Genomic DNA, 21,830 nt, shown 5'->3' on the forward strand with positions numbered 1-21,830 from the left:
AGCGCAATCATGGCAGCGAAGGAAATCATTTTCAGCGACGTCGCACGGGCGAAGCTGACCGAAGGCGTGAACATTCTCGCGAACGCGGTGAAGGTCACGCTCGGGCCGAAGGGCCGCAACGTGGTGCTCGAACGCAGCTTCGGCGCGCCGGTCGTCACGAAGGACGGCGTATCGGTCGCGAAGGAAATCGAACTCGCGGACAAGCTGCAGAACATCGGCGCGCAGCTCGTGAAGGAAGTCGCGTCGCGCACCAGCGACGCGGCCGGCGACGGCACGACGACGGCCACCGTGCTCGCACAGGCGATCGTGCGCGAAGGCCAGAAATACGTCGCGGCCGGGCTCAACCCGCTCGATCTGAAGCGCGGCATCGACAAGGCGGTCGCAGCGGCCGTCGACGAGCTTAAGAAGATCAGCAGGCCGACCACCACGAGCAAGGAAATCGCGCAGGTCGCGACGATCTCCGCGAACGGCGAGGAATCGATCGGCCAGCGCATCGCCGAGGCGATCGACCGCGTCGGCAAGGAAGGCGTGATCACCGTCGAGGACGGCAAGTCGCTCGCCGACGAGCTCGACGTCGTCGAGGGGCTGCAGTTCGATCGCGGCTACCTGTCGCCGTACTTCATCAACAATCCCGACAAGCAGATCGCCGAGATCGAGAACCCGTACATCCTGCTGCACGACAAGAAGATCTCGAACATCCGCGACCTGCTGCCGGTGCTCGAACAGGTCGCGAAGTCGGGCCGGCCGCTGCTGATCATCGCGGAGGACGTCGAAGGCGAGGCGCTCGCGACGCTCGTCGTGAACAACATCCGCGGAATCCTGAAGACGGTTGCCGTCAAGGCGCCGGGCTTCGGCGATCGCCGCAAGGCGCTGCTCGAGGACATCGCGATCCTCACCGGCGGGCAGGTCATCGCCGAGGAAACGGGCCTGACGCTCGAGAAGGCGACGCTCGCCGAACTCGGCCAGGCGAAGCGCATCGAGGTCGGCAAGGAAAACACGACCGTGATCGACGGCGCGGGCGATGCAAAGAACATCGAAGCGCGCGTGAAGCAGATCCGCGTGCAGATCGACGAAGCGACGTCGGACTACGACCGCGAAAAACTGCAGGAACGCGTCGCGAAGCTCGCGGGCGGCGTCGCGGTGATCAAGGTCGGCGGTGCGACCGAGATCGAGGTGAAGGAGAAGAAGGATCGCGTCGACGACGCGCTGCACGCGACGCGCGCGGCCGTCGAGGAAGGCATCGTGCCGGGCGGCGGTGTCGCACTGATCCGCGTGCGGCAGGCGATCCGCGAGCTGAAGGGCGTGAACGCCGACCAGGATGCGGGCATCAAGATCGTGCTGCGCGCGCTCGAGGAACCGCTGCGCCAGATCGTCGCGAATGCGGGCGAGGAAGCGAGCGTCGTCGTCGCGAAGGTCGCGGAAGGCTCGGGCAACTTCGGCTACAACGCGCAGACGGGCGAGTACGGCGATCTCGTCGAATCGGGCGTACTCGATCCGACCAAGGTCACGCGCACCGCGCTGCAGAACGCGGCATCGGTCGCCGGGCTGCTGCTGACGACCGATGCAACCGTGTTCGAAGCACCGAAGGATGCGGCGCCGGCCGCGACGCCGGGCGGCCCCGGTGCGGGCGGGCCGGGGTTCGATTTCTGACGATGCGCCGCGCGTAACGGTTCGCCGGCATGCGCGCTGCCTTGCGGAAACATGCAACGCGTGGCGACGGAAGTCGTCACGCGTTTTTGTTTGGAATCGACGCAACACCGTGGTGCGCAGGCCCGTTGCAGCGCTCGGGTAAGATAAAGGCCCATCCCGCCGCGCCGTCTTCCACGCCATGTCGACCACCGTCAACGTCTTGCTCCCGCTCGCCGGCGTCCTGCTGCTGAGCGTCGCCAGCCCGGGCCCGAACTTCGTGATCGTCACGTCGACCGCGGTCGCGTCGCGCCGCGCCGGCGTGATGACGGGGCTTGGACTGGCCGCCGCGTCCGGCACCTGGGCCGCGATCGCGATCGCCGGGCTGAGCCTGCTCGTGACCCACGTGGCGTGGATACACACCGCACTGCGGCTTGCGGGTGCCGGCTACCTGATCTGGCTCGGCCTGAAAATGATTCTGACCGCACGCAAGCCATTGCCCGTTTCCGCACCGGCCACTGCCTCCGACTGGCACGCCGCGAAAAAGGGCTACGTCGTCAGCATGACGAACCCGAAATCCGTCGCGTTCTACGGCAGTATCTTCGCGCTGATGGTGCCGACCCACGCGCCGGCATGGCTCGATCTCGCGGTCGTCGCGTTGTCGATCGCGATATCGTGCGCATGGTATTGCGCGATGGCGCTGCTGGCGTCGCACCCGTCGGTGCGCCGGCTGCTGGTTCGACGCAAGGCCGTGCTCGACACGACGGCCGGCTTGCTGCTGATGGGCGTCGGCGGCCGGATGCTCGCCGGGCGTTGAGCGACGTGCCTGACGCATTGCCCTCACACCTTTACGACCTTTTTACTTGCGCCCGCGTGTGCGTTCACTAGAATGTGTTCGCAATCCACCACCGAGCACGCGACATGCGCATCCGAAGTCCTCGTCCCCCGAGTTGCTTTTCTGCCTGACAGGCAGGGCGCCTGCGTCTCTCTTTCCCGAGCCGCCGTCCTGCCGACAGGCGGACGGTGCGCGCCGTAGTCACATCCGCGCACGCTTGAACACGACGTCGATGCGGTAATCGCGCATCGTGCGCTCAGGCGTGTGCTCGCGGCAAATCCCCTGCAACGACGCGCGATCGATCCGCCGCCCCGGCAGTGATCGATCGCCTGCCCGCATCCGGCATGGCGATCCGGTCAGTCGTCAGCGAACCGCCGACCGCGCCACTCGACTGCGCGCCTTACGTGCGCAACAGCGGCTTCACGTCCGGGCAAATCTCACGCGTGCTGAAGCTCAGGCGCTGCTGACACGTTTGCACGGCGCATCGCGCGCCGCGTCTCGGTCGTCTTTCATACAGGAGCAATCATGCTTGGCTTGACGTTCTGGAAACACGTGATCGGCGCGCGGGCCGATGCCATCCGCGAAGACAAGGCAACTGCACACGACCGGCACCGCCGCCGGTCGAGAGCGCTCGTGCTGACCAGCGCCGCGGTGGCGTTCGCCGCCATCGCGTTCGGCGCGCCGGTCGTCGGCATTTCGGTCTTTCTGCTCACGACGCTGCCGTTCGTCCTGTCGGGCACGTGAAGACGTCCGTATCGGGCACGCGGCGCAAGCCGCGCCGCAATCGATACGAAATTTTAATACCGGGCCCCCGCGTCTCTGACACCGTCTTTACGCGGATGTGTCTAGGATTTCCTTGTCATCACGACACGGAGAAATCCGCATGCAAACGCAGCAGGCCGCCGTCGGCGGCCAACCCGACCTTCCCCATCGACGCGGCGGCTTGCCGCTCGCGACCCGGCTGGCGGATGCCTGTCCGCCGGACAACATCCTGCTCGACGTGCCGGTCGAAAGCGCGATCCAGTTGTTCGACCTCGCTGCACGATACGTCGCGCGCAGCAGCGGGGTTTCCGCGGAACGGATCCGGACCGAACTGGCGAAGCGCGAACGGCTCGGTTCGACCGGCCTCGGCCAGGGCGTCGCGATTCCGCATGCGCGTGTCGACGGGCTCGGCTCGGCCGTCGCGCTGTTCGTTCGCGCGCTGGCCCCGTTCGCGTTCAATGCGCCTGACCGCAAGCCCGTGCGCGAATTCATCGTGCTGGTCCTGCCGAAAGAGGACGACCGTGCGCACCTCGAACTGCTCGCCGACGCCGCGCGGTGCTTCAGCGAACGCCCGTTCCGGCAGGCGTCGCGCGACGCGCTGACGCCCGGCGAGATTCACCGGCTCATGCAACGCACGCACTGACGCCGCGTCGTGCGGCGACAGGCACTTCCCTCATTATTTCGAATTCCCATGTTCCCAGACCCTGAAAGTCCCGCTCTTGCGTCACGGCGCGTGGCCGGCTTGGCTCGCTTGCTGCCGTTCATGCAGGCCCTGCACGGGCAGACCGTCGTCATCGTCGATGGCGGCGCCGCGAGCGATACGCACGCTCGCCAGGCATTCGCGCAGGATGTCGCGCTGCTCGCGCTCACCGGCGTTCGTCCGGTCGTCGTCCAGGGCGGGCCGGCCGCGTCCGGCGCGCAGTCCGTCCAGGCCGCACGCGCCGCGATGGCCGACATCAACCACGAACTGGCGCGCGCGATCGGCAGCCACGGCGTCAAGGCGATCGGCATCGACGGCCACGACGGCGGCCTGCTGGTTGCCGGCGTCGAATCCGATCGCGCGAACACGAGCCCGGTCGCGCAATTCGACGGCACCGCGTTGAACGCGTTTCTCGGGAACGGGCTGGTGCCCGTCGTGATGCCCGTCGCGCCGGACGACGCAGGCCAGGATCGCCTGCTGCGCCCCGAACGCATCGGCAGCCTCTTCGCGCAGCGCACCGGCGCCGTCACGCTGGTGATGATGGTCGAAAGCGCGCTGCTGCGCGAACTCGGCGAACTCGCGGGGCTGTACGGCATCACGGAACTCGAGCAATGGCTCGCCGAGCATCCGGCAGCCGATGCGGCGCCCTGCGTACGGGAGGCGCTCGATGCGCTCGCGCACGGCGTGCAGAACGTCCATCTCGCCGATATCGGGCAACCCGAATCGCTGATCGACGAACTGCTGACCGAGGAAGGGTCCGGCGTGGTGTTCTGCCGTCGCGGCAATACCGACCTGCTGTCGGAAACGCGCCGCTACTTCGCCGATTCCGCGTGCGTGCTGCGCGACGGCTTCAGCGTCGAGCAGAAGCAGGTCGTGCGTTTCTGATCGGGTAGCAGGAAATCGCTTGCGGCAACCCACGAGGGCCGCCGCAAGCGAACGACGTCAGCGGTCAGCGCCGTGTCGCGAGACGCCGCACCACACGAACGAGCGCATCGACCTCGTCGCACGTGTTGTAGAACGCGAGCGAAGGCCGCACCGTTGCCTCGAGCCCGAAACGCCGCAGGATCGGCTGCGCGCAGTGATGCCCCGAGCGCACCGCGATGCCCTCTTCGTTCAGCGCCTGCCCGACTTCCTCGGTCTCATAGCCCGTCAGCACGAACGACAGCACGCTCGCCTTGTCGCGCGCGGTGCCGACGAGCCGCACGCCCGGCACCGGCGCGAGCACGCTCGTCGCATACGCGAGCAGGTCGTGCTCGTAGCGAGCGATGTTCTCGATGCCGACACGGTTCACGTAGTCGAGCGCCGCGCCGAGCCCGACCGCATCCGCGATGTTGCCGGTGCCGGCCTCGAAGCGGTTCGGCGGCGGCTGGAACACCGTACGCTCGAACGTGACGTCCGCGATCATGTTGCCGCCGCCCTGCCACGGCGGCATGTCGTCGAGGATCGCGCGCTTGCCGTACACGACGCCGATCCCGGTCGGCCCGTAGATCTTGTGTCCGGAGAACACGAAGAAATCCGCATCGAGCGCCTGCACGTCGACGCGCATGTGCGAGATCGACTGCGCACCGTCGACGAGCGCCTTCGCACCCGCGCGATGCGCGAGCTCGACGATCTCCTTCACCGGCACGACCGTGCCGAGCGCATTCGACACCTGCGTGACGGACACGATCTTCGTGCGGTCGTTGAGTAGCTTCCGGTATTCGTCGAGCAGCACCTGCCCCGAATCGTCGACCGGAATCACGCGGAGCTTCGCGCCCTTTTGCGCGGCAAGCTGCTGCCACGGCACGATGTTCGCGTGATGCTCGAGATGCGACACGACGATCTCGTCGCCTTCGCCGACGTTCTGCACGCCCCACGTCTTCGCGATCAGGTTGATCGCCTCGGTCGTGCCGCGCACGAACACGATCCCGTCGGGCGACGACGCGCCGATGAAACGCCGCACGGTGTCCCGCGCATGCTCGTAAGCATCCGTCGCGCGACCGGCCAGCGCATGCGCGGCGCGGTGGATGTTCGAGTTCTCGTGCGCGTAGAAATACGCGAGGCGGTCGATGACGGCCTGCGGCTTGTGCGTCGTCGCCGCGTTGTCGAACCAGATCAACTGCTTGCCGTTCACGCGCTCCTGCAGGATCGGGAAATCGCGGCGGATCGCGTTCACGTCGAACGGCGGGTGCGCGCCGCGATGCAGGTTGCCGTGCGGCTCGACCGTATGCGTATCGTCGATGAAGTAGCGCGGCACGTCCGCGCCCGATGCGCGCGACACCGGCACGTCGCGATGCACGGCGAGCAGGTCGCACAGCGCAGCGTCGCCCGGCAGCCCGAACGCTTCCGGCGACGCGAGGCCGTTCGACGGCACGACGATGTCCTGCGGCGTCGCCTGCCAGCCCTGCAGCGAACCGTCGGTGAAGTAGTACGGCGACGCAGCCGGCGCTGCCTTCACCGCGCCTTCCGACGCCGCCGCATTGCCCTGCGGCACGCCGAGCGCCGCGCCGCCGATGCGCGGCTCGAGCGCGGGCGCGATCGACACGACGGCGTCGGGCAGCCCGTTCTGCGCGGCCGCATGCGGCGCGAGCGCGGGCACGCGATTGCCGAGCGACAATACGTGCGTCGGTGCGGACGGCGCGAGGTTCGTGCCGGGCGCCTTGCCCTGCGGCAACGCGAAACCCGGCACGCCGGTGCCGGTGCCGCCCGGCCCCGCGAGCGGCGAGCCGGCCGGCGCCGGGTTGCTCACCGACGCGAGGATCGGCGCGGCGGCCGGCAATGCCGACGGCACGCCGCCGACCGCACCGCTGCCCGCCGACAGCCCGGGCGCGGTGGCCTGCCCGGGCGGCGTCGAGAAGAACTCGGACGCAAGCCGCGCCAGTGTCGCGGGATCGGGCAAGCCTGCCGGCAGCGGCGCGTGCGGCAGCGCGTGCGCGTCGCCGCCGGCCAGGCCGGGATTAACGGTAGGTGTCGGGATAGTCATGGAACTTGGCGATTTCGACGTCATCGAGGACAGCCAGCGCATCCGGCGAATGGACCGCGAGCGAGCAATACAGCGAGATCAGGTACGACGCGATCGCCTGGTTGTTGATCCCCATGAAGCGCACCGACAGGCCCGGCCCCTGCTCGCCCGCGACGCCCGGCTGATAGAGGCCGACGACGCCCTGCCGCTTGTCGCCGACGCGCAGCAGCAGGATCTTGGTCTTGCCGTCCGCGACCGGCACCTTGTCCGACGGGATCAACGGAATGCCGCGCCACGTGAGGAACTGCGAGCCGAACAGGCTGACCGTCGGCGGCGGCACGCCGCGCCGCGTGCATTCGCGGCCGAACGCGGCGATCGCGAGCGGGTGCGTGAGGAAGAACGCGGGCTCCTTCCACACCTTGGTCAGCAGCTCGTCGAGATCGTCCGGCGTCGGCGCGCCCGTCAGCGGGAAGATTCGCTGTTCGTCGGTCACGTTCGCCAGCAGCCCGTAGTCGGGGTTGTTGATCAGCTGGCTCTCCTGCAGCTCCTTGATCGTCTCGATCGTCAGGCGCAGCTGTTCCTTGATCTGGTCGTGAGGACTGCTGTAAAGATCGGAGATCCGCGTATGCACATCGAGCACCGTGCTCACCGCGTTCAGGAAGTATTCGCGCGGTTGCTCCTCGTAAGGCACGAAGGTCTGCGGCAGCACGCTTTCGTCCTCGAGCTGCGTGCATGCGGCACGCACGGCTTCCGGGTTCTTCACCTGGTTCAAGCGGTAGATGCCGGCCTCGACCGGCACCCACTGCAGCAGATGGGTCAGCCAGCGCGGCGTGATCGTGGAAAGCTGGGGGACGGTCTTGGTAGCGTTCGCTAGTTGGCGGGCGGCGTGATCGCTCAGCGCGGCCGTGCCGCTTGCAACGGTCGACATGTGTGGCTCCGGGTTCTTAAGATGAAAAACGGGATTGCTTATGACGCGAGGGGATTATCGGAAGCACGCCCCTGCCGGCTCAACATGCTATAGCCGTCATGTCGTGCAACCGAAAGGGAAACGAAACGGGGCGGCCTCAGGTGACGTACGCGCCCGGCAGCAGCGTCGAGATCGACACGTCGAACGCGCGCGCGATCTTGTCGGCCGTGACGATCGACGCGATCGCCTCGCCGCGCTCGATCTCGCCGACATACGAGCGGTTCAGCCCCGCGTGCTCGGCAAGCTGCTCCTGCGACCACGTGCGCGCTTCGCGCAGCTTGCGCACGTTGGCGCCGAAGTGATGGATGAGGTCGCTCATCGCGCCTCCCAGGCGACACGCGCCGCCGCGCGCGGCGCGGCGTTCGCTTCGCTGCGCAGCACGGCCTGCGTAACGTTCGCGCCTGCCGGCACGTCCTGCGTGAGCCACACGTTGCCGCCGATCACCGCGCCGCGCCCGATCGTCACGCGGCCGAGGATCGTCGCGCCCGCATAGATCACCACGTCGTCCTCCACGATCGGATGGCGTGCAAGCCCTTTCTCCAGATGGCCGGCCGCATCGCGCGGAAAGCGCTTCGCGCCGAGCGTGACGGCCTGGTACACGCGTACGCGCTCGCCGATGATTGCCGTCTCGCCGATCACGACACCCGTGCCGTGGTCGATGAAGAAACCCGCGCCGATGCGCGCGCCCGGATGAATGTCGATGCCCGTTTCCGCATGCGCCTGCTCGGCGATGATCCGTGCGAGCAGCGGCAGGCCGAGCCCGTATAGCTCGTGCGCGAGCCGGTGGTGAATCATCGCGAGGATGCCCGGGTAGCACAGCAGCACTTCGTCGACGCTGCCGGCCGCCGGATCGCCGTGAAATGCAGCGAGCACGTCGCTGTCGAGCAGCCGGCGAATCTCGGGCAGCCGCGCGGCGAACGCCTGCACGGCCGTCGACGCTACCGCGTCGACGTTGTCGATCGGCCCGTCGGCGTTGCGCTGCCGCGCCGCGTAGCGCAATTCGAGCGTTACCTGCGCGAGCAGCGCGTTCAGCGCCGCGTCGAGCGCATGGGCCACATGGAAGTTCTCGCTCTCCTGGCGCAGGTCGGGCGGCCCGAGCCGCATCGGGAACAGCACGCCCTTCAGCGCGCCGACGATCTGCGCGAGCGCCTCGCGCGCCGGCAGGTCGCGCCCGCCCGGCTCGAGCGAGCGACGCTGCTTCTCGCGCCACGCGCGGCGGACGGTCTGCAGCGATTGAACGATATCGTCGATGTCGAATGCGGCCATGCTGACTTCTCCCCTTGTCGGCCGTGAATCAGTCCTGCGCCCACGGCAGGCCGCGAAAGCGCCAGCCGTTGCTGCCGCCGCGATGCCGCCCTTCGTCGAGGTCGCCTTCGAACCCTTCGAGCACGTTGAATACCTGCGTGAAGCCGCCCTTCGTCGCGGCCTCGGCCGCCTGCGCGGACCGGTTGCCGCTGCGGCACAGGAGCAGCACCACCGCGTCCTTGCCGGTCTTCGCTTCCAGTTCGCGCACGAAGCGCGGGTTGCGCGTCAGGCTCGTGCCGGTCGCCCACGGCACATGCAGCGACTCCGGCACGTGGCCGACGAATTTCCGTTCTTCGGCGGTGCGCACGTCCACCAGCAACGCGTCGCCGGCCGAGAACAGCGCCCACGCGGCCTGCGGCGCGACGCCGCCCGCGTAGGGCGTGCCGGCCGCCGCGGCCGCCGCGCGGGCGTCTTCGAGCGCCTGCTGTGCAGCGGTTCGTTGTTCCAATGCAACCGTCATGACACTTCCTTGTTTTCGCAGATTCGTATGATCAAAAAACACCGGGAATGCGGCCGTTGCAGCTTGCGTGCTGTCTATAGCCGTCAGCGCCACTATGCGAGTGCGTATCTGGAAGCAGAACCAATAAAAATTCATTTCCTAATCAGCGCCGCGCGAAATGCAATAGCAGACGCGCGCTATCGGCTCGGGCTCGCTTGCGGTCGGGAAATGCGGAACGATGACCGTTCGATGTCGTGCATCGAAGGACTTTGAAGGGAATGGCGGGAGACCAGCAACGCGGCGTGCACCGCGTTGTCATGGAATCCGAAATGGAGCGCATGCGTCGTTGCGCATGCCAGGATGATTCGAAGAAAGGCAACCGGCGAGCGACACGCATCGGCGTGATGCCGGACGGCATCGCCGATGCGCTCGCCTGCCCGTCAATCCATCACTGCACCGGATCGACCGGCGCGACCGGCACGCCACGCGCTTCGATGTCGCGCCCCGCGAGCAAACACAGATCCTCGCGATGATGCGCGGCGACCACCTGCACGCCTACCGGCACGCCATTCACGAGCGCCGTCGTCACCGCCAGCCCCGGCAGCCCCATCGCGGGCAGCGCACGCAGCGTGAGCTGCGCCTCCCACACACGCTCGAACCCGTCCGGCCCCTGCCGGTCGAGATCGTCGGGGAACGGCAGTTCCGACGAAACAGGCAGCAGCACGACCGCATACTCGTCGAGAAACAGCCGCCACTGCCGCGTCAGCGTGGTGCGCCGGACGAGCGCGCGGCTGATCACGTCGGCCGGCAGGTCGCGCACCTTGCCGCGCACCGCGGCGATCACCGCGGCCGCGCCCGGATCGCCGTCGTTCGCGGCAGCGCTCGACAATGCATCGAAACCGTCGCCAAGCCAAAGCTGTTCCTGCAACAGCGCGGCCTCGCGCATCGGCGGCGTATCGTCGATTTCCTCGACGGTCCAGCCCGCATCGACGAGCCGGCGCGCGGCGTCGCGCAACGCGGCCTCGACTTCGGGCACGACCTGCAAGCCGCCCGGACGCACGCACAGCGCCGCGCGCTTCGATACTTCGCGCCCGTCGAACGGCACCTGCACGTGCCACGGATCGCGCGGATCCGACGCGGCGAACGCACGCAGCGCGAGCGCGAGATCATCGATCGTGCGTGCGATCGGCCCCGCCGATGACATCAGTTGCGCGCCGATCGAACGTTCGGGCGACGATGCGTTGAACGCCGGCACACGCCCGAGCGATGGCCGGATTCCGTGTACGCCGCACGCATAGGCCGGGTAACGGACCGAACCGCCGATGTCGGTGCCGAGTGCGAGCGGGCCGATCCCGGCGGCAACGGCCGCTGCCGCGCCGCCACTCGACCCGCCCGGCGTCAGCGACGGATTGCGCGGATTGCGCGTATGGCCGTGTACAAGATTCGACGTGAACCAGCGCAACGCGAACGTCGGCGAATTGGTGCGGCCGAGCAGGATCGCGCCGGCTTTTCTGATGTTGCCGACTACCGGGCTGTCGGTGCGCGCGATCAGGTTCTCCTGCAGGCGCGTGCCGTTGGTCGTCGCGAAATCCGCCTGATCGATGTTGATCTTCACGGTCACGGGCACGCCCGCGAGCGGGCCCGGGTCGTCGCCGCGTGCGATCGCTCGGTCGACTTCGTCGGCCTGCCGTCGCACATCGTCGGGCCGGTGTTCGATCACCGCGTCGATCGCCGGATTCACCGCGTCGAGACGATCGAGCACCGCATCCGCCACTTCGCGCGCGGACACTTCGCGCTGCCGCACAAGTTTCGCGAGCTCGGTTGCCGACAGTTGCCAGAGATGCGTCATCACTTCTCCTTGTGGAAGGACATCACAATCGCTCGCGGCGCCACGCTTCAACGATAACGTGGCGCCTCATCCGCTTACTGTGCGTCGTGCTTTGCACGTTCCGCGGCCGCGATGATCGCGTCGGCCACGGCCTTCGGCTGGCTCAGCATCGCGACATGGCTGCCGTTCACGCGCGTGACCGTCGCGCCGATCCGCTTCGCCATTGCTTCCTGCAGCTTCGGATCGATCATCCGGTCCTGCGTCGCGACGACGAACGACGACGGCTTCGCATGCCACGCGGCCTGCGCGACCTTCTCCGAGATGCAACCGCCATACCACGGCCCCTGGGTCGCCGCAACGATGCGTTGCTGCGCGGGCGGCAGGTCCGGCGCGAAATCCTGCGCGATCGCCTTGTCCGACAGCCGCGTGAAGCCGCCCGCGTCCTTGCGCAATTCACCGGCCCATGCCGGTGCAGGCAGCCCCTGCGTGACGTCGGCGATCGACTGGCCGTTGTCGGGCGCGAATGCCGCGACGTAGACGAGCGACTTCACCTTGTCGTCGTTGCCCGCATCGCTGATCACGACGCCGGCCCACGAATGGCCGACCAGCACGACCGGCCCCTTCTGCTCGTCAATCGTGCGCTTCGTCGCGGCCGCATCGTCGGCAAGCGAGCTCAGCGGATTCTGCACCGACACCACGTGCAGCCCGCGCGCCTCGAGCAGCGGAATCACGCGGTTCCAGCTCGACCCGTCGGCGAACGCGCCGTGCACGAGCACGACGTTCGTGCCCTTCAGGTCGTCCTTCGGCGCGGCCTGCGCCGCGACCGCACCGAACAGTCCGCCGATCACCGCGGCGGATACCAGAACCCGTTTCATCGAACCGGCCATCGTCATGCTCCTTTCTCTGTTGTGTTGTTACATGAAGTGAAGTGCTGCGGTAGCGGCCGCGCCTGCATGCGGCAGGCGCGGCAACGGATCACGAATGTGCGTACAGGTCGTCGGCGGCGTTCCGCGCGGAGCGCGCCGGTGCCGCGTCGCGATGGTTGGCGGGCGTCGACGCATCGGCCACGTTGTCGCCCTGCGACTTCGACGGGCCGTTCTGGTCGGAACGCACGACCTGCAGCGCGGCGGCAACATCGTCCGGGTAATGCGGTTCGCTGCGTGCCGGGTTGTAGCCGGCCTGCTCGAGCCGGACGAGTTCGGCGCGCACGTCGGCACGCGACAGGCCATGGCCGGTATCGGCGAACGACAAGGCGGGGACGGCGGCGAGGACAGCAACAGCGAGGATTCGGGCGGCTTTCATGAGTGTTCTCCTTGACGGAAGTTGGGGTGTCGATCACTTGGCATCCGATGCGAACGTCTGGCATCGAACGTTTCCTGCATGTCGACAGTAGAACCCGCCCACGTATCCGGCATGTTTCCGAAACCGGTGCTTTGTGCATGCCATTTTTTCCGGAACGGCCGCAGATACAGTGCGATACAAACCCGCCTGCCGAAGTGGTCCCCGACACACACGCACTACAAAAAAAGGCGTGCCTCGCACGGCACGCCTTTCCGTCAAACCCGTCGCTTCGCGTCACGTCACGGCGCGAGCCGCGTGAACACGTAGTCGTGATTCTTCACAAGCGCCTGGTGACACGCGAAACACGTCTGGTGCTGGCCGATATCGGCCGGCACACCGTTGATGAAGCGCCCGAAACCCCAGCCGCCCGTCGACGCATAACGACGCGAGTCCTTCACCATCACCTGCACGGTCGTCGCCTGGCCCGGCACCGTCGCCGGCGCGAACTCGTCGGACTGCTTGCGCTTGTATGCGAGCTTCACCAGGATCGTGCCGTCCGGAAACGGCAGCGTCGCCTGTTCGAGCGCGCGGATCGCGACGGGGTTGCCGAGCACCACGCGCAGCTCGTCGAGCGGCGCGGCCTCTTCGGCCGGCGCGACCATTTCCCACTTCCGGTAGCCGGGCGGAATCGTCACGCCGTAGATCGGCGACGCGGCAGGTTTCGGCTGTTCCGCGAACGCGGCCGGGCCGCTCGCCGACAGCGAGCCGGCCAGCAACGCGCCCGCGACGAGCGCGCGGCCCATGCCGCGACGCCGGATGCCACTGCGAGCCCGCATCACAGATGCTCCACTTGCAGGATCGCGTCGGCAAACGCCTGCGGCGCTTCCTGCGGCAGGTTGTGGCCGATGCCGCCGTTGATCGTCCGGTGCTGGTACTTGCCCGTGAATTTCTTCGCGTACGCGGCCGGGTCCGGATGCGGCGCGCCGTTCGCGTCGCCTTCCATCGTGATCGTCGGCACGGTAATCGCGGGCCCGGCGGCGAGACGCCGCTCGATGTCGTCGTATTGCGCTTCGCCCTTCGCGAGCCCGAGGCGCCAGCGATAGTTATGGATCACGACGGCCACGTGGTCGGGGTTCTGGAACGATGCGGCCGAGCGCGCATAGGTTTCGTCGGAGAACTGCCACTTCGGCGACGCGAGTTGCCAGATCAGCTTGTTGAACGCGTCGCGGTTCGCCGCGTAGCCGAGCTCGCCGCGCTCGGTCGTGAAATAGAACTGATACCACCACTGGAATTCGGCCTGCGGCGGCAGCGGCTTGCGGTTCGCCTCCTGGCTGCCGATCAGGTAGCCGCTCACCGACACCAGCGCCTTCACGCGCTGCGGCCACAGCGCCGCGATGATGTCGGCCGTGCGCGCGCCCCAGTCGTAGCCGCCGAACACCGCGCGGTCGATCTTCAGCGCATCCATCAGCGCGACGATGTCGACGGCCGTCACCGCCTGCTGGCCGTTGCGCACCGTGTCGGCCGAGCGGAACGTCGTCGACCCGTAGCCGCGCAGGTACGGCACGATCACGCGATAGCCGGCTGCGACCAGCAGCGGCGCGACTTCCGCGTAGCTGTAGATGTCGTACGGCCAGCCGTGCAGCAGGAACACGACCGGGCCCTTCTTCGGCCCAAGGTCCGCATACCCGACGTTGAGCACGCCCGCGTCGATCTGGTGGATCGTGCCGAGCGACGCAACGCCGGCCGCGCGCTTCGCAGTCGATGCGTCGGGCGCCGACTGCGCGCGCGCCAGGTTGCCGAACCCGAGGTCGGCGAGGCTCAGGCTCGCCAGCGTCGTACCCAGGATCAGGCGGCGGCGGGTGTTCACGGTATCAGGCATGATTCGTTCTCCATTGTCGATCGTCAAGGAAGGGGCCCGCGGCACGTGCGGGCATGCGGGTATCACCGTTCGCAGCGGCTGCGCATCGCGCTGCGCCGCCGTGTGAAACGCTTCACCGGTTTTATATCCGAACCATCCGGATGCTTTGTATCCCAACGTATCTGTGTGCGAACACGACACACAGCGATTCAAAAATAGCTCGGGAAACGATGCTTGCGGCCGGCCCCGCGACACACGCGCCCCCCGTGCGCCCGTGCGTCAGAACAGCCTGGCGATCGCGGGCGGGCTGAGCACCGCGACGGGTAGCCCATGAACGCTCAATCCGTCGTGATCGTCAGCCGGACAAGGCTGAAATGCATGTGGGTGCTCGCGGCGCTCGACCGTCTCGGCGCACTGGCCTGTCGTCCGTCCGCGTATTGCCATTCAATGTCGCGTATCCGGCGGACAAACGGTTCGCGCAGCCGCTGAGCGCGGTTGCGTAGAAGCGAACGCGGGCCGCCATCGGCCAGCCCGCGTTCGCCGCTCAAACCACCCTTACCCGCGACGCAACGGCCGGAACCCGGCACGCACTTCGCGAGCAAACAGTTCCGGCTCCTCCCATGCCGCGAAATGCCCACCCTTGTCGACTTCGTTGAAGTAGATCAGGTTGCGATAACTGCGCTCGGCCCAGCTGCGCGGCGCCTGGTAGATCTCGCCCGGAAACACCGTGATCGCCGCCGGCAGCGAGATATCCACCGCGTTGAAGTTGTTCGAGTGATCCTCCCAGTAGATCTGCGCGGCCGACGTCGCGGTGTTCGTCAGCCAGTACAACGAAATGTCGTCGAGAATCTCGTCGCGCGGGATCGAGCGTTCGGGCACGCCGCCGCTGTACGTCCACTGCGAGATCTTGTCGTACATCCACGCGGCCTGACCGGACGGCGAATCGGCGAGCGCATAACCGACCGTCTGCGGACGCGTGACCATCATCGCCGAGTAGCCGCAGTTGTCGCGATAGAACGTCGCGAGCTTCTCGTACGCAGCCTTCTCCTTCGGCGACAGCGAAGCCGGCGCGGGCGAATCGGTCGCGAGCAGCGCGGCGATATCCGGCGGTACGGTCGCCGGCATGTTCACGTGGATCCCGGCCAGACCCTGTACGCGCTGCATCGCCATCCGGTGCGAGATCACCGAGCCGCAGTCGCCGCCCTGCGACACGAAGCGCGTATAGCCGAGCCGCGCCATCAGTTCGCCCCACGCGCGCGCAATGTGGTCGGAACCCCATCCCGTCTGCGTCGGCCGGCCCGAAAAACCGAAGCCCGGCAACGACGGCACGACGACGTGAAACGCGTCGTCCGCGCTCGCGCCGTGCGCGGTCGGGTCGGTCAGCGGGCCGATCGCCTTCAGCAGCTCGAAGATCGAACCGGGCCAGCCGTGCGTCATGATCATCGGCATCGCGTTCGCGTGCCGCGAGCGCACGTGGATGAAATGAATGTCGAGCCCGTCGATTTCCGTGATGAACATCGGGAAACCGTTCAGGCGCGCCTCGCCCTTGCGCCAGTCGTAGTCGGTGCCCCAGTAGCGCAGCAGCGCCTGCATGCGCGCGAGCCGCACGCCCTGCGATTCGTCGGCGACGGTCTCGCGGCCCGGCCAGCGCGTCGCCGCAATGCGGCGGCGCAGGTCGGCCACGGCTTCGTCGGGAATGTGCGCGGTGAACGGGCGTATGCCGCTGCCGCCGGTCGCGGCATGCAGCGCGGTGGGTAGCATCGCCGATACCCCGGCGGCCACGGAAGTGGCCAGCAGGTGGCGACGCATCGGGGAAAACGGTGTGGAAGACATCGTTCGGCATCTCCTTTCGTGAAGTGGAAAGTGAACATGCCGCGCACTCGCTCGCGCCCTGGCTTTCAATCCGGCGCGCCCTGGTCACGCGGCGTCGCCCATTTGAAAGGTCTGATGTATCCGGGAGTTGTCTGATTTGTACGCGTTTGTAGCCGCTGCGCGGCGAGCGAGCGGCCCGCGCGCCGCTCGCCGCTCGCCGCTCGCCGGTACGATGCTCAGAGCGCGTTGACGATCGCGCCGTCGACGCGAATGTTCTGCCCGGTGATGTAGCCCGCGCCGTCCGACAGCAGGAACGCGACCGTCTTCGCGATCTCGCCGGTCTTGCCGAAGCGGCCGGCCGGAATGCGCGCGACGATCTCGGGCGTTTCCGGCCAGCTGTCGATGAAGCCCGGCAGCACCGCGTTCATCCGGATGTTCTCGGCCGCATAGCGTTCCGCGTAAAGACGCGTCCATGCGCTCAGCGCCGCGCGCAGCGCCGACGACACCGGCATCGGCTGCTCGGGCGCGTCCGCCGCGAAGCTCGAGATGTTGACCACCGCGCCGCCGCCCTGTTTCTGGAAGATCGGCGTCACGCGGCGCATCACGCGCACGACGTTCAGCAGGATCAGGTCGAGCCCTGCGTGCCAGTTGTCGTCGGTGATCGCCAGCAGCTCGCCCTTCGGCGGATGCCCGGTGTTGTTCACGACCGCGTCGATCCGGCCGTAGCGCGCGACCGCCTCCTGCACGAGCCGGTCGATATCGGCTTCTTCCGTCACCGAGCCCTGGATGCCGAACCCGCCCAGTTCCTCGCCGAGCGCCACCGCGCTGCCCGACGGCGACATCAGCGCGACGCGGTAGCCCGTGGCTGCCAGTTCGCGCGCGATCGCCGCGCCCATGCCCTTGCCCGCCGCCGTGATCAACGCCACTTTTTCTACAGTCACGATCTGCTCCCTCGCTTGAATCCTGCCGCCGCGCAGCCGCCATTCGGCGCGCCATGGTGGTAATGTAGGCGCATCGCAGACGACTGTCGAACCAGTATTTCTGCCTCCAGACGATAGTTTTTCTACATCCTGACAATGCTGCCCCGCTCTTCCCGCCTGCCGCCGCTGAATGCGCTTCGCGCGTTCGAAGTGTCCGCGCGGCACCTCAATTTCCGCGCCGCGGCCGACGAGATCGGCGTCACGCAAGGCGCCGTCGCGCAACAGGTGCGCCACCTCGAGGACGTGCTCGGCCTGAAGCTGTTCGAGCGCCTGCCGCGCGGCCTCGCGCTGACGCACGACGGCGCCGCATATTTCTCCGACGTGCAGCGCGCGCTGCACGCGATCGCCGATGCAACCGACAAGCTCGTGAAGCGGCGCGCGGCGCTGACGATCAGCACGACGCCGTCGTTCGCATCGAAGTGGCTGATCCCGCGGCTCGCGCAGTTCACCGACGCGCATCCCGACTACGACGTGCGCGTGATCGCCGACCAGCAGCTCGCGACGTTCCGCCACGACGGCGTCGATCTCGCGATCCGCTACGGCAAGCCGCCGTTCGGCAAGCATCTCGCCGCGCATGCGCTGTTCCCGCTCGATGTGTGCGCCGTATGCAGCCCCGCGCTGCTGGCCGCACCCGCGTCGCCGCGCGCACTCGCCGGCCACGTGCTGCTGCACGACGCGCACGACCTGTGGCCGGAGTTCATTGAAGCGATGCCCGAGCCGGTCGATATCGATCCGCACAAGGGGCTGCGCTTCAACCAGACGTCGCTCGCGATCGATGCGGCCGTCGCCGGCCAGGGCATCGCGCTCGCGACCGATCCTTTGGTCGAACGCGATATCGCAGCAGGCCGACTGTGCAAGCCGTTCGATTTCGCGTTTCCGCTGTCGGTGGGGTTCTATCTCGTGTATCCGGCCGAGCGCCGCGACGACGATGCGATCGTGATGATGCGCGACTGGATGATCGGGCAGGCGGTGGCGGACGAGCGGCCTTGAGCGGCCTCGAGCGGCCTTCGTCCGGATCAGGGGGCGATCCAGCGGCCTTCGTAGCCGCTTTCTTGCAGATCGAATACCGCTCGGCGATGGCCCGCGCGCGCGAGTTCGAGCCAATCGATCCGCGTTACCGTCATGTGGATCACGCAAAAGTTTTCGTAGCCGTCGCCGGAAGGCGCGGTGTCTTGCCTCGCCGAGACATGCGCTGCTTCAGGCGACTCGACCGGCGTGCCGGGCGGCAACGGTGCGCGATACAGCAGCAGCGTATGCGGACGGCTCGATTGCCAGATCGCGCGCCGCTGCGCTTCGTCGTCGCAGATCGACGCAACGCCTTCCGCGCGAATCTGCACGAGCGCATCGAGATCGCTCGCGACAATCGCGATACGCGGATCGCGGCGCAGCTCCGCAACCTTCTGCGAACGCGCATCGGTATGAAACGACAGCACGCGATCGGCGCGGCTCACCTGGCGCAGCACGATCGTACGCACCTTCGGCGCGCCATCGAGGCCCAGCGTTGCCGCCTGCAGCATCGTGAACGGCGAGCGCTGCACGCCGACGCCGGATTCGAGGCAGGACCACAGGCGGTCGTACGTTTGCGCGAGCGATTCGGAAGTCGAGTCGGACATGACGGGCGGCGGCGATCGGACGTGTTTCGATCGCGCAAGCTTAACCGTTTGCTCCGGCCACGGCTCGCGTGCGATGCGGCCGCCGCCTTGGTGCCGCTCAGTTGTAGCCGAGCACGACCGGCGCCGCATCGCCGGCATCGGTCGCCGGCTCCGCGCCGAACCGGCCGAGCACGTCGGCCACATACTGCGGCCCCGCGCTGATCTGCGACGAGCGATGCGCAACCGGGCGGTTATCGCCAGCGCGTGGTGCCAAGCCGATCGATGCGGTGTCGTTGACGGTGATAGTCACGTTCATGTCTCCTCACGCGGCCAGCGCCGCACCATACGCGCGCACGAGGCGCGCGACGCCTTCCCGGATCGCGTCGACGTCCGGCGCGGCGAACGACAGGCGCAGCGATGCCGCGTCGACGTTGTCCGCGAAGAACGCGTTGCCGGGTACGAACACGATCCTGTTTGCGATCGCCTGTTGCAGCAGCACGTCCGACGACACCGCGCCGATCCGCGCCCACACGAACATTCCCCCTTCGGGGCGATGGAATTCGATCGCATCGCCGAAACCGTCGCGCAGCGCGTCGCACATCGCGTCGCATTTGCGCTGGTACGCGGCCGTGATGCGCGGCAGATGGCGTTCGAGCGCGCCGTCGGCCAGATATTCGGCGGCGGCCGCCTGCGTCCATGGCGAGCTGCACAGATCGACCGTCTGCTTCGCGATCACGCAGCGCCGCGCGATTTCGGCCGGCGCGATCGTCCAGCCCACGCGCAGCCCCGGTGCGACGATCTTCGACAGGCTCGCGAAATGCACGATCCAGTCGCGTGCGCCGTCCACTTCATCGGCGAGCGCGAGCATCGACGGCACGGCTTCGCCCGCGAAGCGCAGGTCGCCGTACGGATCGTCCTCGACGATCAGGAAACGGTATTGCGCCGCAAGACGCAGCAGCTTCAGCCGGCGTTCGCGCGTGAGCGTCGCGCCCGTCGGGTTCGCGAAGGTCGGGACGGTATAGAGCAGCTTCGGCTGTACGATCGCGCCGGACGCGAGTTGTGCTGCGAGACGATCGACGTCGAGGCCGTCGCCGTCGACCGGAATCGTGACGATGCGCGCCTGCTGCAGACGCAGCGCCTGCAGCGTCGCCGGGTAAGCCGGCTGTTCGGTCAGCACGACGTCGCCGGGCGACACCATCACGCGCAGCAGCAGGTCGAGGCCCTGCTGCGAGCCGGTCGTGACGAGCAGTTCGGCCGGCGTGCACGCGACGCCGCGACGCCCCATCAAGGCGATCAGTTGCTGCTTCAGTTCGGCGAGGCCGTCGGTCGGGCCGTATTGCAGGCAGCGGACGGGCTGCGCGTATGCGCGTTCGGCGGCCGTGTTCAGGCCGTCGACGTCGAACAGGTCGCTGGCCGGATAACCGCCCGCGAACGAAATCATGCCCGGTTCGGACAGGTACTTGAACAACTCGCGGATCGGCGAGCCGGCGGGATTCTGGAATGAGGGCGTGAACGCGTACATGTCGTCGTGAGCAGGATGGCGCGGACGGCCGGGATAGCCGCCAGGCGCCTGCCACCGGGGCGCTTCTGGCGCCACGGCGGCGAATTCGAGCCACGATTGTCGATAGTCATTAAGGCCGCGGCAAACGATATCTATGCACTAGGTCTTGCGGTTTGGTCATCAAATGGGGTTGTCGCGGCGATCCAGTCCGGCCGATTGTTTCGTCACGCGCAGCCCTTGCCTGCCCCTGTTTGCCGGGGTGAAGCAGACTCAGCGCCCCGTCCCGGCGGGCTCGCCCGCGGGCGGCTTGGCCGCCCGGTTGTTGAGTTCGCGCATGAGGTCGTCCGACACATAGTGGGGACCATCGAACAGATAGACCGGATAGCCGCGATAAACCACGAGCTGCTTGCTCAATTCCTCGGCGCTGGCTGAACGGAATCCGCCACGCTCGGCCGGCCGGAAGGCCTCGGCGATGACCCGCACGCGCCGTTTGCCCAGGCGTGAAGCCAGCTCGTCGACGTAGGTGCGCGCGACCTGCGGCTCGCGGGCATAGACGCCGCAGCCGTCCTGGAAGAACACCCCGACGTCCGCGGGCAGCCACGTTGCGAGCCAGTCCGCCAGTGCTTTTCCGCCGATGTTGGTCTGGTCGTAGACGCTCACCCAAAGCGGACGAGGCAGCCGCTGCAGGATCTCGGCAAGCTTGGGCGCCTCCTGCCAGGTCGGATCGATTTCGACCGGGAAGTAGTAGCCGGTGACATGCAGCGGCAGATGCACGCGCGCTACCTCCGCGGACTGGTCCGCGAGCGTCGACAGGTGGGTGCGTGCGCGTTTTTCGTCCTGGTAGCCGGCCAGGCCCAGGATCACGTTTCTGGCCCACGGCGCACGACCGATGCGTTCCCAGTCGGGAAGGCGCGCCGCGGTATGGATGCGGGTATTGGCAACGAACGCGGTATCGTCCACGACGACCCATTGGATCAACAGATCGTGTACGCCGAGCATCTGCCAGTTTCCGACGGGATTCGTCGTCGTGTTGTCCACCTGCCAGACGATTCCGTCGGCGTGAACGTCGTGCGCCGTCCAGCTGCAAGCGGCCACGACGAGCGATGCGCCGATTGCCGCGAGCGTCGCCGCCCGGTGCGAACGCGGCGCGCTGGAGAGCCGACGCGGCCGGCCTGCCGGTCGAAACTGGCCCATACGCTGTTGAATTTTGCGCACGGCCGGGATGGCGGATGTGGTCATCGCTGGCTCCCCTAGCATTGTCGCGCGTCATCGTAGCCGATCAAACGCAAACGTGGGGCCCGCCCTTCCCCTCGCGGGGGCCCGCCGCTTCCACCCCCCAACCCCCACCAGGCCCGCCGGCCCCCTACCCACACTTATCCCCCCCAAGTAAAATACGGGGTTTG

Annotated in this window: 22 protein-coding genes; 6 read left to right on the forward strand and 16 right to left on the reverse strand. The window is 67.5% G+C overall.

Features of this window, described 5'->3' with window-relative positions:
* Positions 1-9 precede the first annotated feature (9 nt).
* From groL to ACPUER_RS18970, 5 genes are all read left to right on the forward strand, one after another.
* Complete coding sequence (gene groL, locus ACPUER_RS18950) at positions 10-1,650, forward strand: chaperonin GroEL (protein WP_425131861.1); 1,641 nt, start codon at positions 10-12, stop codon at positions 1,648-1,650.
* Between the two features lie 178 nt (positions 1,651-1,828).
* Positions 1,829-2,443, forward strand: coding sequence for a LysE family translocator (locus ACPUER_RS18955; protein ID WP_425131862.1), 615 nt, complete (start codon positions 1,829-1,831; stop codon positions 2,441-2,443).
* A 543-nt stretch (positions 2,444-2,986) separates the two neighbouring features.
* A complete protein-coding gene (locus ACPUER_RS18960; RefSeq protein ID WP_310131010.1) occupies positions 2,987-3,205 on the forward strand; it encodes a hypothetical protein in 219 nt (72 codons plus the stop codon).
* A 139-nt stretch (positions 3,206-3,344) separates the two neighbouring features.
* Complete coding sequence (locus ACPUER_RS18965; RefSeq protein ID WP_425131863.1) at positions 3,345-3,866, forward strand: PTS sugar transporter subunit IIA; 522 nt, start codon at positions 3,345-3,347, stop codon at positions 3,864-3,866.
* Positions 3,867-3,914: 48 nt separating this feature from the next.
* Positions 3,915-4,808 carry an acetylglutamate kinase gene (locus tag ACPUER_RS18970; protein WP_425131864.1) on the forward strand — a complete coding sequence of 298 codons (894 nt, stop codon included), beginning with the start codon at positions 3,915-3,917 and terminating at the stop codon, positions 4,806-4,808.
* A gap of 64 nt (positions 4,809-4,872) precedes the next feature.
* Here the strand turns inward: ACPUER_RS18970 and ACPUER_RS18975 are convergent, their stop codons facing one another.
* The 12 genes from ACPUER_RS18975 to ACPUER_RS19030 all read right to left on the reverse strand — a co-directional run bounded on the left by ACPUER_RS18975 (position 4,873) and on the right by ACPUER_RS19030 (position 17,295).
* Positions 4,873-6,885, reverse strand: coding sequence for a family 2A encapsulin nanocompartment cargo protein cysteine desulfurase (locus tag ACPUER_RS18975; RefSeq protein ID WP_425131865.1), 2,013 nt, complete (start codon positions 6,883-6,885; stop codon positions 4,873-4,875).
* Positions 6,860-7,792: a family 2A encapsulin nanocompartment shell protein gene (locus ACPUER_RS18980; RefSeq protein ID WP_006479760.1), complete on the reverse strand. Its 933-nt coding sequence runs from the start codon at positions 7,790-7,792 to the stop codon at positions 6,860-6,862. Before ACPUER_RS18980 ends, ACPUER_RS18975 begins: the two co-directional genes overlap by 26 nt.
* A gap of 136 nt (positions 7,793-7,928) precedes the next feature.
* The gene (locus ACPUER_RS18985; protein WP_011356215.1) at positions 7,929-8,150 is read right to left on the reverse strand and encodes a helix-turn-helix domain-containing protein; all 222 of its coding nucleotides are present in this window, start codon (positions 8,148-8,150) and stop codon (positions 7,929-7,931) included.
* Positions 8,147-9,097, reverse strand: a complete 951-nt coding sequence (gene epsC, locus ACPUER_RS18990; RefSeq protein WP_175960782.1) for a serine O-acetyltransferase EpsC — start codon at positions 9,095-9,097, stop codon at positions 8,147-8,149. Before epsC ends, ACPUER_RS18985 begins: the two co-directional genes overlap by 4 nt.
* 28 nt (positions 9,098-9,125) lie before the next feature.
* Complete coding sequence (locus ACPUER_RS18995) at positions 9,126-9,596, reverse strand: rhodanese-like domain-containing protein (protein ID WP_425131866.1); 471 nt, start codon at positions 9,594-9,596, stop codon at positions 9,126-9,128.
* A 427-nt stretch (positions 9,597-10,023) separates the two neighbouring features.
* A complete protein-coding gene (locus ACPUER_RS19000) occupies positions 10,024-11,424 on the reverse strand; it encodes an amidase family protein (protein ID WP_425131867.1) in 1,401 nt (466 codons plus the stop codon).
* 74 nt (positions 11,425-11,498) lie between these two features.
* Entirely contained in the window at positions 11,499-12,290 is a 792-nt protein-coding gene (locus ACPUER_RS19005; RefSeq protein ID WP_425131868.1) for an alpha/beta fold hydrolase, read from the reverse strand.
* A gap of 88 nt (positions 12,291-12,378) precedes the next feature.
* The gene (locus ACPUER_RS19010) at positions 12,379-12,705 is read right to left on the reverse strand and encodes a DUF4148 domain-containing protein (RefSeq protein WP_310130937.1); all 327 of its coding nucleotides are present in this window, start codon (positions 12,703-12,705) and stop codon (positions 12,379-12,381) included.
* A 278-nt stretch (positions 12,706-12,983) separates the two neighbouring features.
* On the reverse strand, positions 12,984-13,520 hold the full coding sequence (locus ACPUER_RS19015) for a cytochrome P460 family protein (protein ID WP_072442281.1): 537 nt from the start codon (positions 13,518-13,520) through the stop codon (positions 12,984-12,986).
* Positions 13,520-14,563: an alpha/beta fold hydrolase gene (locus ACPUER_RS19020; RefSeq protein ID WP_111019556.1), complete on the reverse strand. Its 1,044-nt coding sequence runs from the start codon at positions 14,561-14,563 to the stop codon at positions 13,520-13,522. The genes ACPUER_RS19015 and ACPUER_RS19020 overlap by 1 nt, the downstream gene beginning before the upstream one ends.
* 534 nt (positions 14,564-15,097) lie before the next feature.
* Positions 15,098-16,375 carry an epoxide hydrolase family protein gene (locus tag ACPUER_RS19025; protein ID WP_425131869.1) on the reverse strand — a complete coding sequence of 426 codons (1,278 nt, stop codon included), beginning with the start codon at positions 16,373-16,375 and terminating at the stop codon, positions 15,098-15,100.
* A 215-nt stretch (positions 16,376-16,590) separates the two neighbouring features.
* Positions 16,591-17,295, reverse strand: coding sequence for an SDR family oxidoreductase (locus ACPUER_RS19030; RefSeq protein WP_072442285.1), 705 nt, complete (start codon positions 17,293-17,295; stop codon positions 16,591-16,593).
* A gap of 135 nt (positions 17,296-17,430) precedes the next feature.
* Between ACPUER_RS19030 and gcvA the strand changes: the two genes are divergently transcribed.
* Positions 17,431-18,324 (forward strand): transcriptional regulator GcvA, encoded by an 894-nt coding sequence (gene gcvA / locus ACPUER_RS19035; protein WP_425131870.1) that lies wholly within the window; start codon positions 17,431-17,433, stop codon positions 18,322-18,324.
* 26 nt (positions 18,325-18,350) lie between these two features.
* Here the strand turns inward: gcvA and ACPUER_RS19040 are convergent, their stop codons facing one another.
* From ACPUER_RS19040 to ACPUER_RS19055, 4 genes are all read right to left on the reverse strand, one after another.
* Complete coding sequence (locus ACPUER_RS19040) at positions 18,351-18,947, reverse strand: pyridoxamine 5'-phosphate oxidase family protein (RefSeq protein WP_310130921.1); 597 nt, start codon at positions 18,945-18,947, stop codon at positions 18,351-18,353.
* Positions 18,948-19,044: 97 nt separating this feature from the next.
* Positions 19,045-19,236 carry a hypothetical protein gene (locus ACPUER_RS19045; RefSeq protein ID WP_310130919.1) on the reverse strand — a complete coding sequence of 64 codons (192 nt, stop codon included), beginning with the start codon at positions 19,234-19,236 and terminating at the stop codon, positions 19,045-19,047.
* A gap of 12 nt (positions 19,237-19,248) precedes the next feature.
* Positions 19,249-20,448, reverse strand: coding sequence for a PLP-dependent aminotransferase family protein (locus ACPUER_RS19050; RefSeq protein ID WP_175960799.1), 1,200 nt, complete (start codon positions 20,446-20,448; stop codon positions 19,249-19,251).
* 249 nt (positions 20,449-20,697) lie between these two features.
* Entirely contained in the window at positions 20,698-21,666 is a 969-nt protein-coding gene (locus ACPUER_RS19055; protein WP_175960801.1) for a hypothetical protein, read from the reverse strand.
* Positions 21,667-21,830 lie beyond the last annotated feature (164 nt).

Origin of the sequence: Burkholderia sp. DN3021 (assembly GCF_049805555.1) — a bacterium.
GTDB lineage: Bacteria > Pseudomonadota > Gammaproteobacteria > Burkholderiales > Burkholderiaceae > Burkholderia > Burkholderia pyrrocinia_C.

What these genes read in the sequence shown, in the direction of transcription:
- groL (WP_425131861.1), top strand. Translation starts at nt 10, where the DNA reads ATGGCAGCGAAGGAAATCATTTTCAGCGACGTCGCACGGGCGAAGCTG.
- ACPUER_RS18955 (WP_425131862.1), top strand. Translation starts at nt 1,829, where the DNA reads ATGTCGACCACCGTCAACGTCTTGCTCCCGCTCGCCGGCGTCCTGCTG.
- ACPUER_RS18960 (WP_310131010.1), top strand. Translation starts at nt 2,987, where the DNA reads ATGCTTGGCTTGACGTTCTGGAAACACGTGATCGGCGCGCGGGCCGAT.
- ACPUER_RS18965 (WP_425131863.1), top strand. Translation starts at nt 3,345, where the DNA reads ATGCAAACGCAGCAGGCCGCCGTCGGCGGCCAACCCGACCTTCCCCAT.
- ACPUER_RS18970 (WP_425131864.1), top strand. Translation starts at nt 3,915, where the DNA reads ATGTTCCCAGACCCTGAAAGTCCCGCTCTTGCGTCACGGCGCGTGGCC.
- ACPUER_RS18975 (WP_425131865.1), bottom strand. Translation starts at nt 6,885, where the DNA reads ATGACTATCCCGACACCTACCGTTAATCCCGGCCTGGCCGGCGGCGAC.
- ACPUER_RS18980 (WP_006479760.1), bottom strand. Translation starts at nt 7,792, where the DNA reads ATGTCGACCGTTGCAAGCGGCACGGCCGCGCTGAGCGATCACGCCGCC.
- ACPUER_RS18985 (WP_011356215.1), bottom strand. Translation starts at nt 8,150, where the DNA reads ATGAGCGACCTCATCCATCACTTCGGCGCCAACGTGCGCAAGCTGCGC.
- epsC (WP_175960782.1), bottom strand. Translation starts at nt 9,097, where the DNA reads ATGGCCGCATTCGACATCGACGATATCGTTCAATCGCTGCAGACCGTC.
- ACPUER_RS18995 (WP_425131866.1), bottom strand. Translation starts at nt 9,596, where the DNA reads ATGACGGTTGCATTGGAACAACGAACCGCTGCACAGCAGGCGCTCGAA.
- ACPUER_RS19000 (WP_425131867.1), bottom strand. Translation starts at nt 11,424, where the DNA reads ATGACGCATCTCTGGCAACTGTCGGCAACCGAGCTCGCGAAACTTGTG.
- ACPUER_RS19005 (WP_425131868.1), bottom strand. Translation starts at nt 12,290, where the DNA reads ATGGCCGGTTCGATGAAACGGGTTCTGGTATCCGCCGCGGTGATCGGC.
- ACPUER_RS19010 (WP_310130937.1), bottom strand. Translation starts at nt 12,705, where the DNA reads ATGAAAGCCGCCCGAATCCTCGCTGTTGCTGTCCTCGCCGCCGTCCCC.
- ACPUER_RS19015 (WP_072442281.1), bottom strand. Translation starts at nt 13,520, where the DNA reads ATGCGGGCTCGCAGTGGCATCCGGCGTCGCGGCATGGGCCGCGCGCTC.
- ACPUER_RS19020 (WP_111019556.1), bottom strand. Translation starts at nt 14,563, where the DNA reads ATGCCTGATACCGTGAACACCCGCCGCCGCCTGATCCTGGGTACGACG.
- ACPUER_RS19025 (WP_425131869.1), bottom strand. Translation starts at nt 16,375, where the DNA reads ATGTCTTCCACACCGTTTTCCCCGATGCGTCGCCACCTGCTGGCCACT.
- gcvA (WP_425131870.1), top strand. Translation starts at nt 17,431, where the DNA reads ATGCTGCCCCGCTCTTCCCGCCTGCCGCCGCTGAATGCGCTTCGCGCG.
- ACPUER_RS19040 (WP_310130921.1), bottom strand. Translation starts at nt 18,947, where the DNA reads ATGTCCGACTCGACTTCCGAATCGCTCGCGCAAACGTACGACCGCCTG.
- ACPUER_RS19050 (WP_175960799.1), bottom strand. Translation starts at nt 20,448, where the DNA reads ATGTACGCGTTCACGCCCTCATTCCAGAATCCCGCCGGCTCGCCGATC.
- ACPUER_RS19055 (WP_175960801.1), bottom strand. Translation starts at nt 21,666, where the DNA reads ATGACCACATCCGCCATCCCGGCCGTGCGCAAAATTCAACAGCGTATG.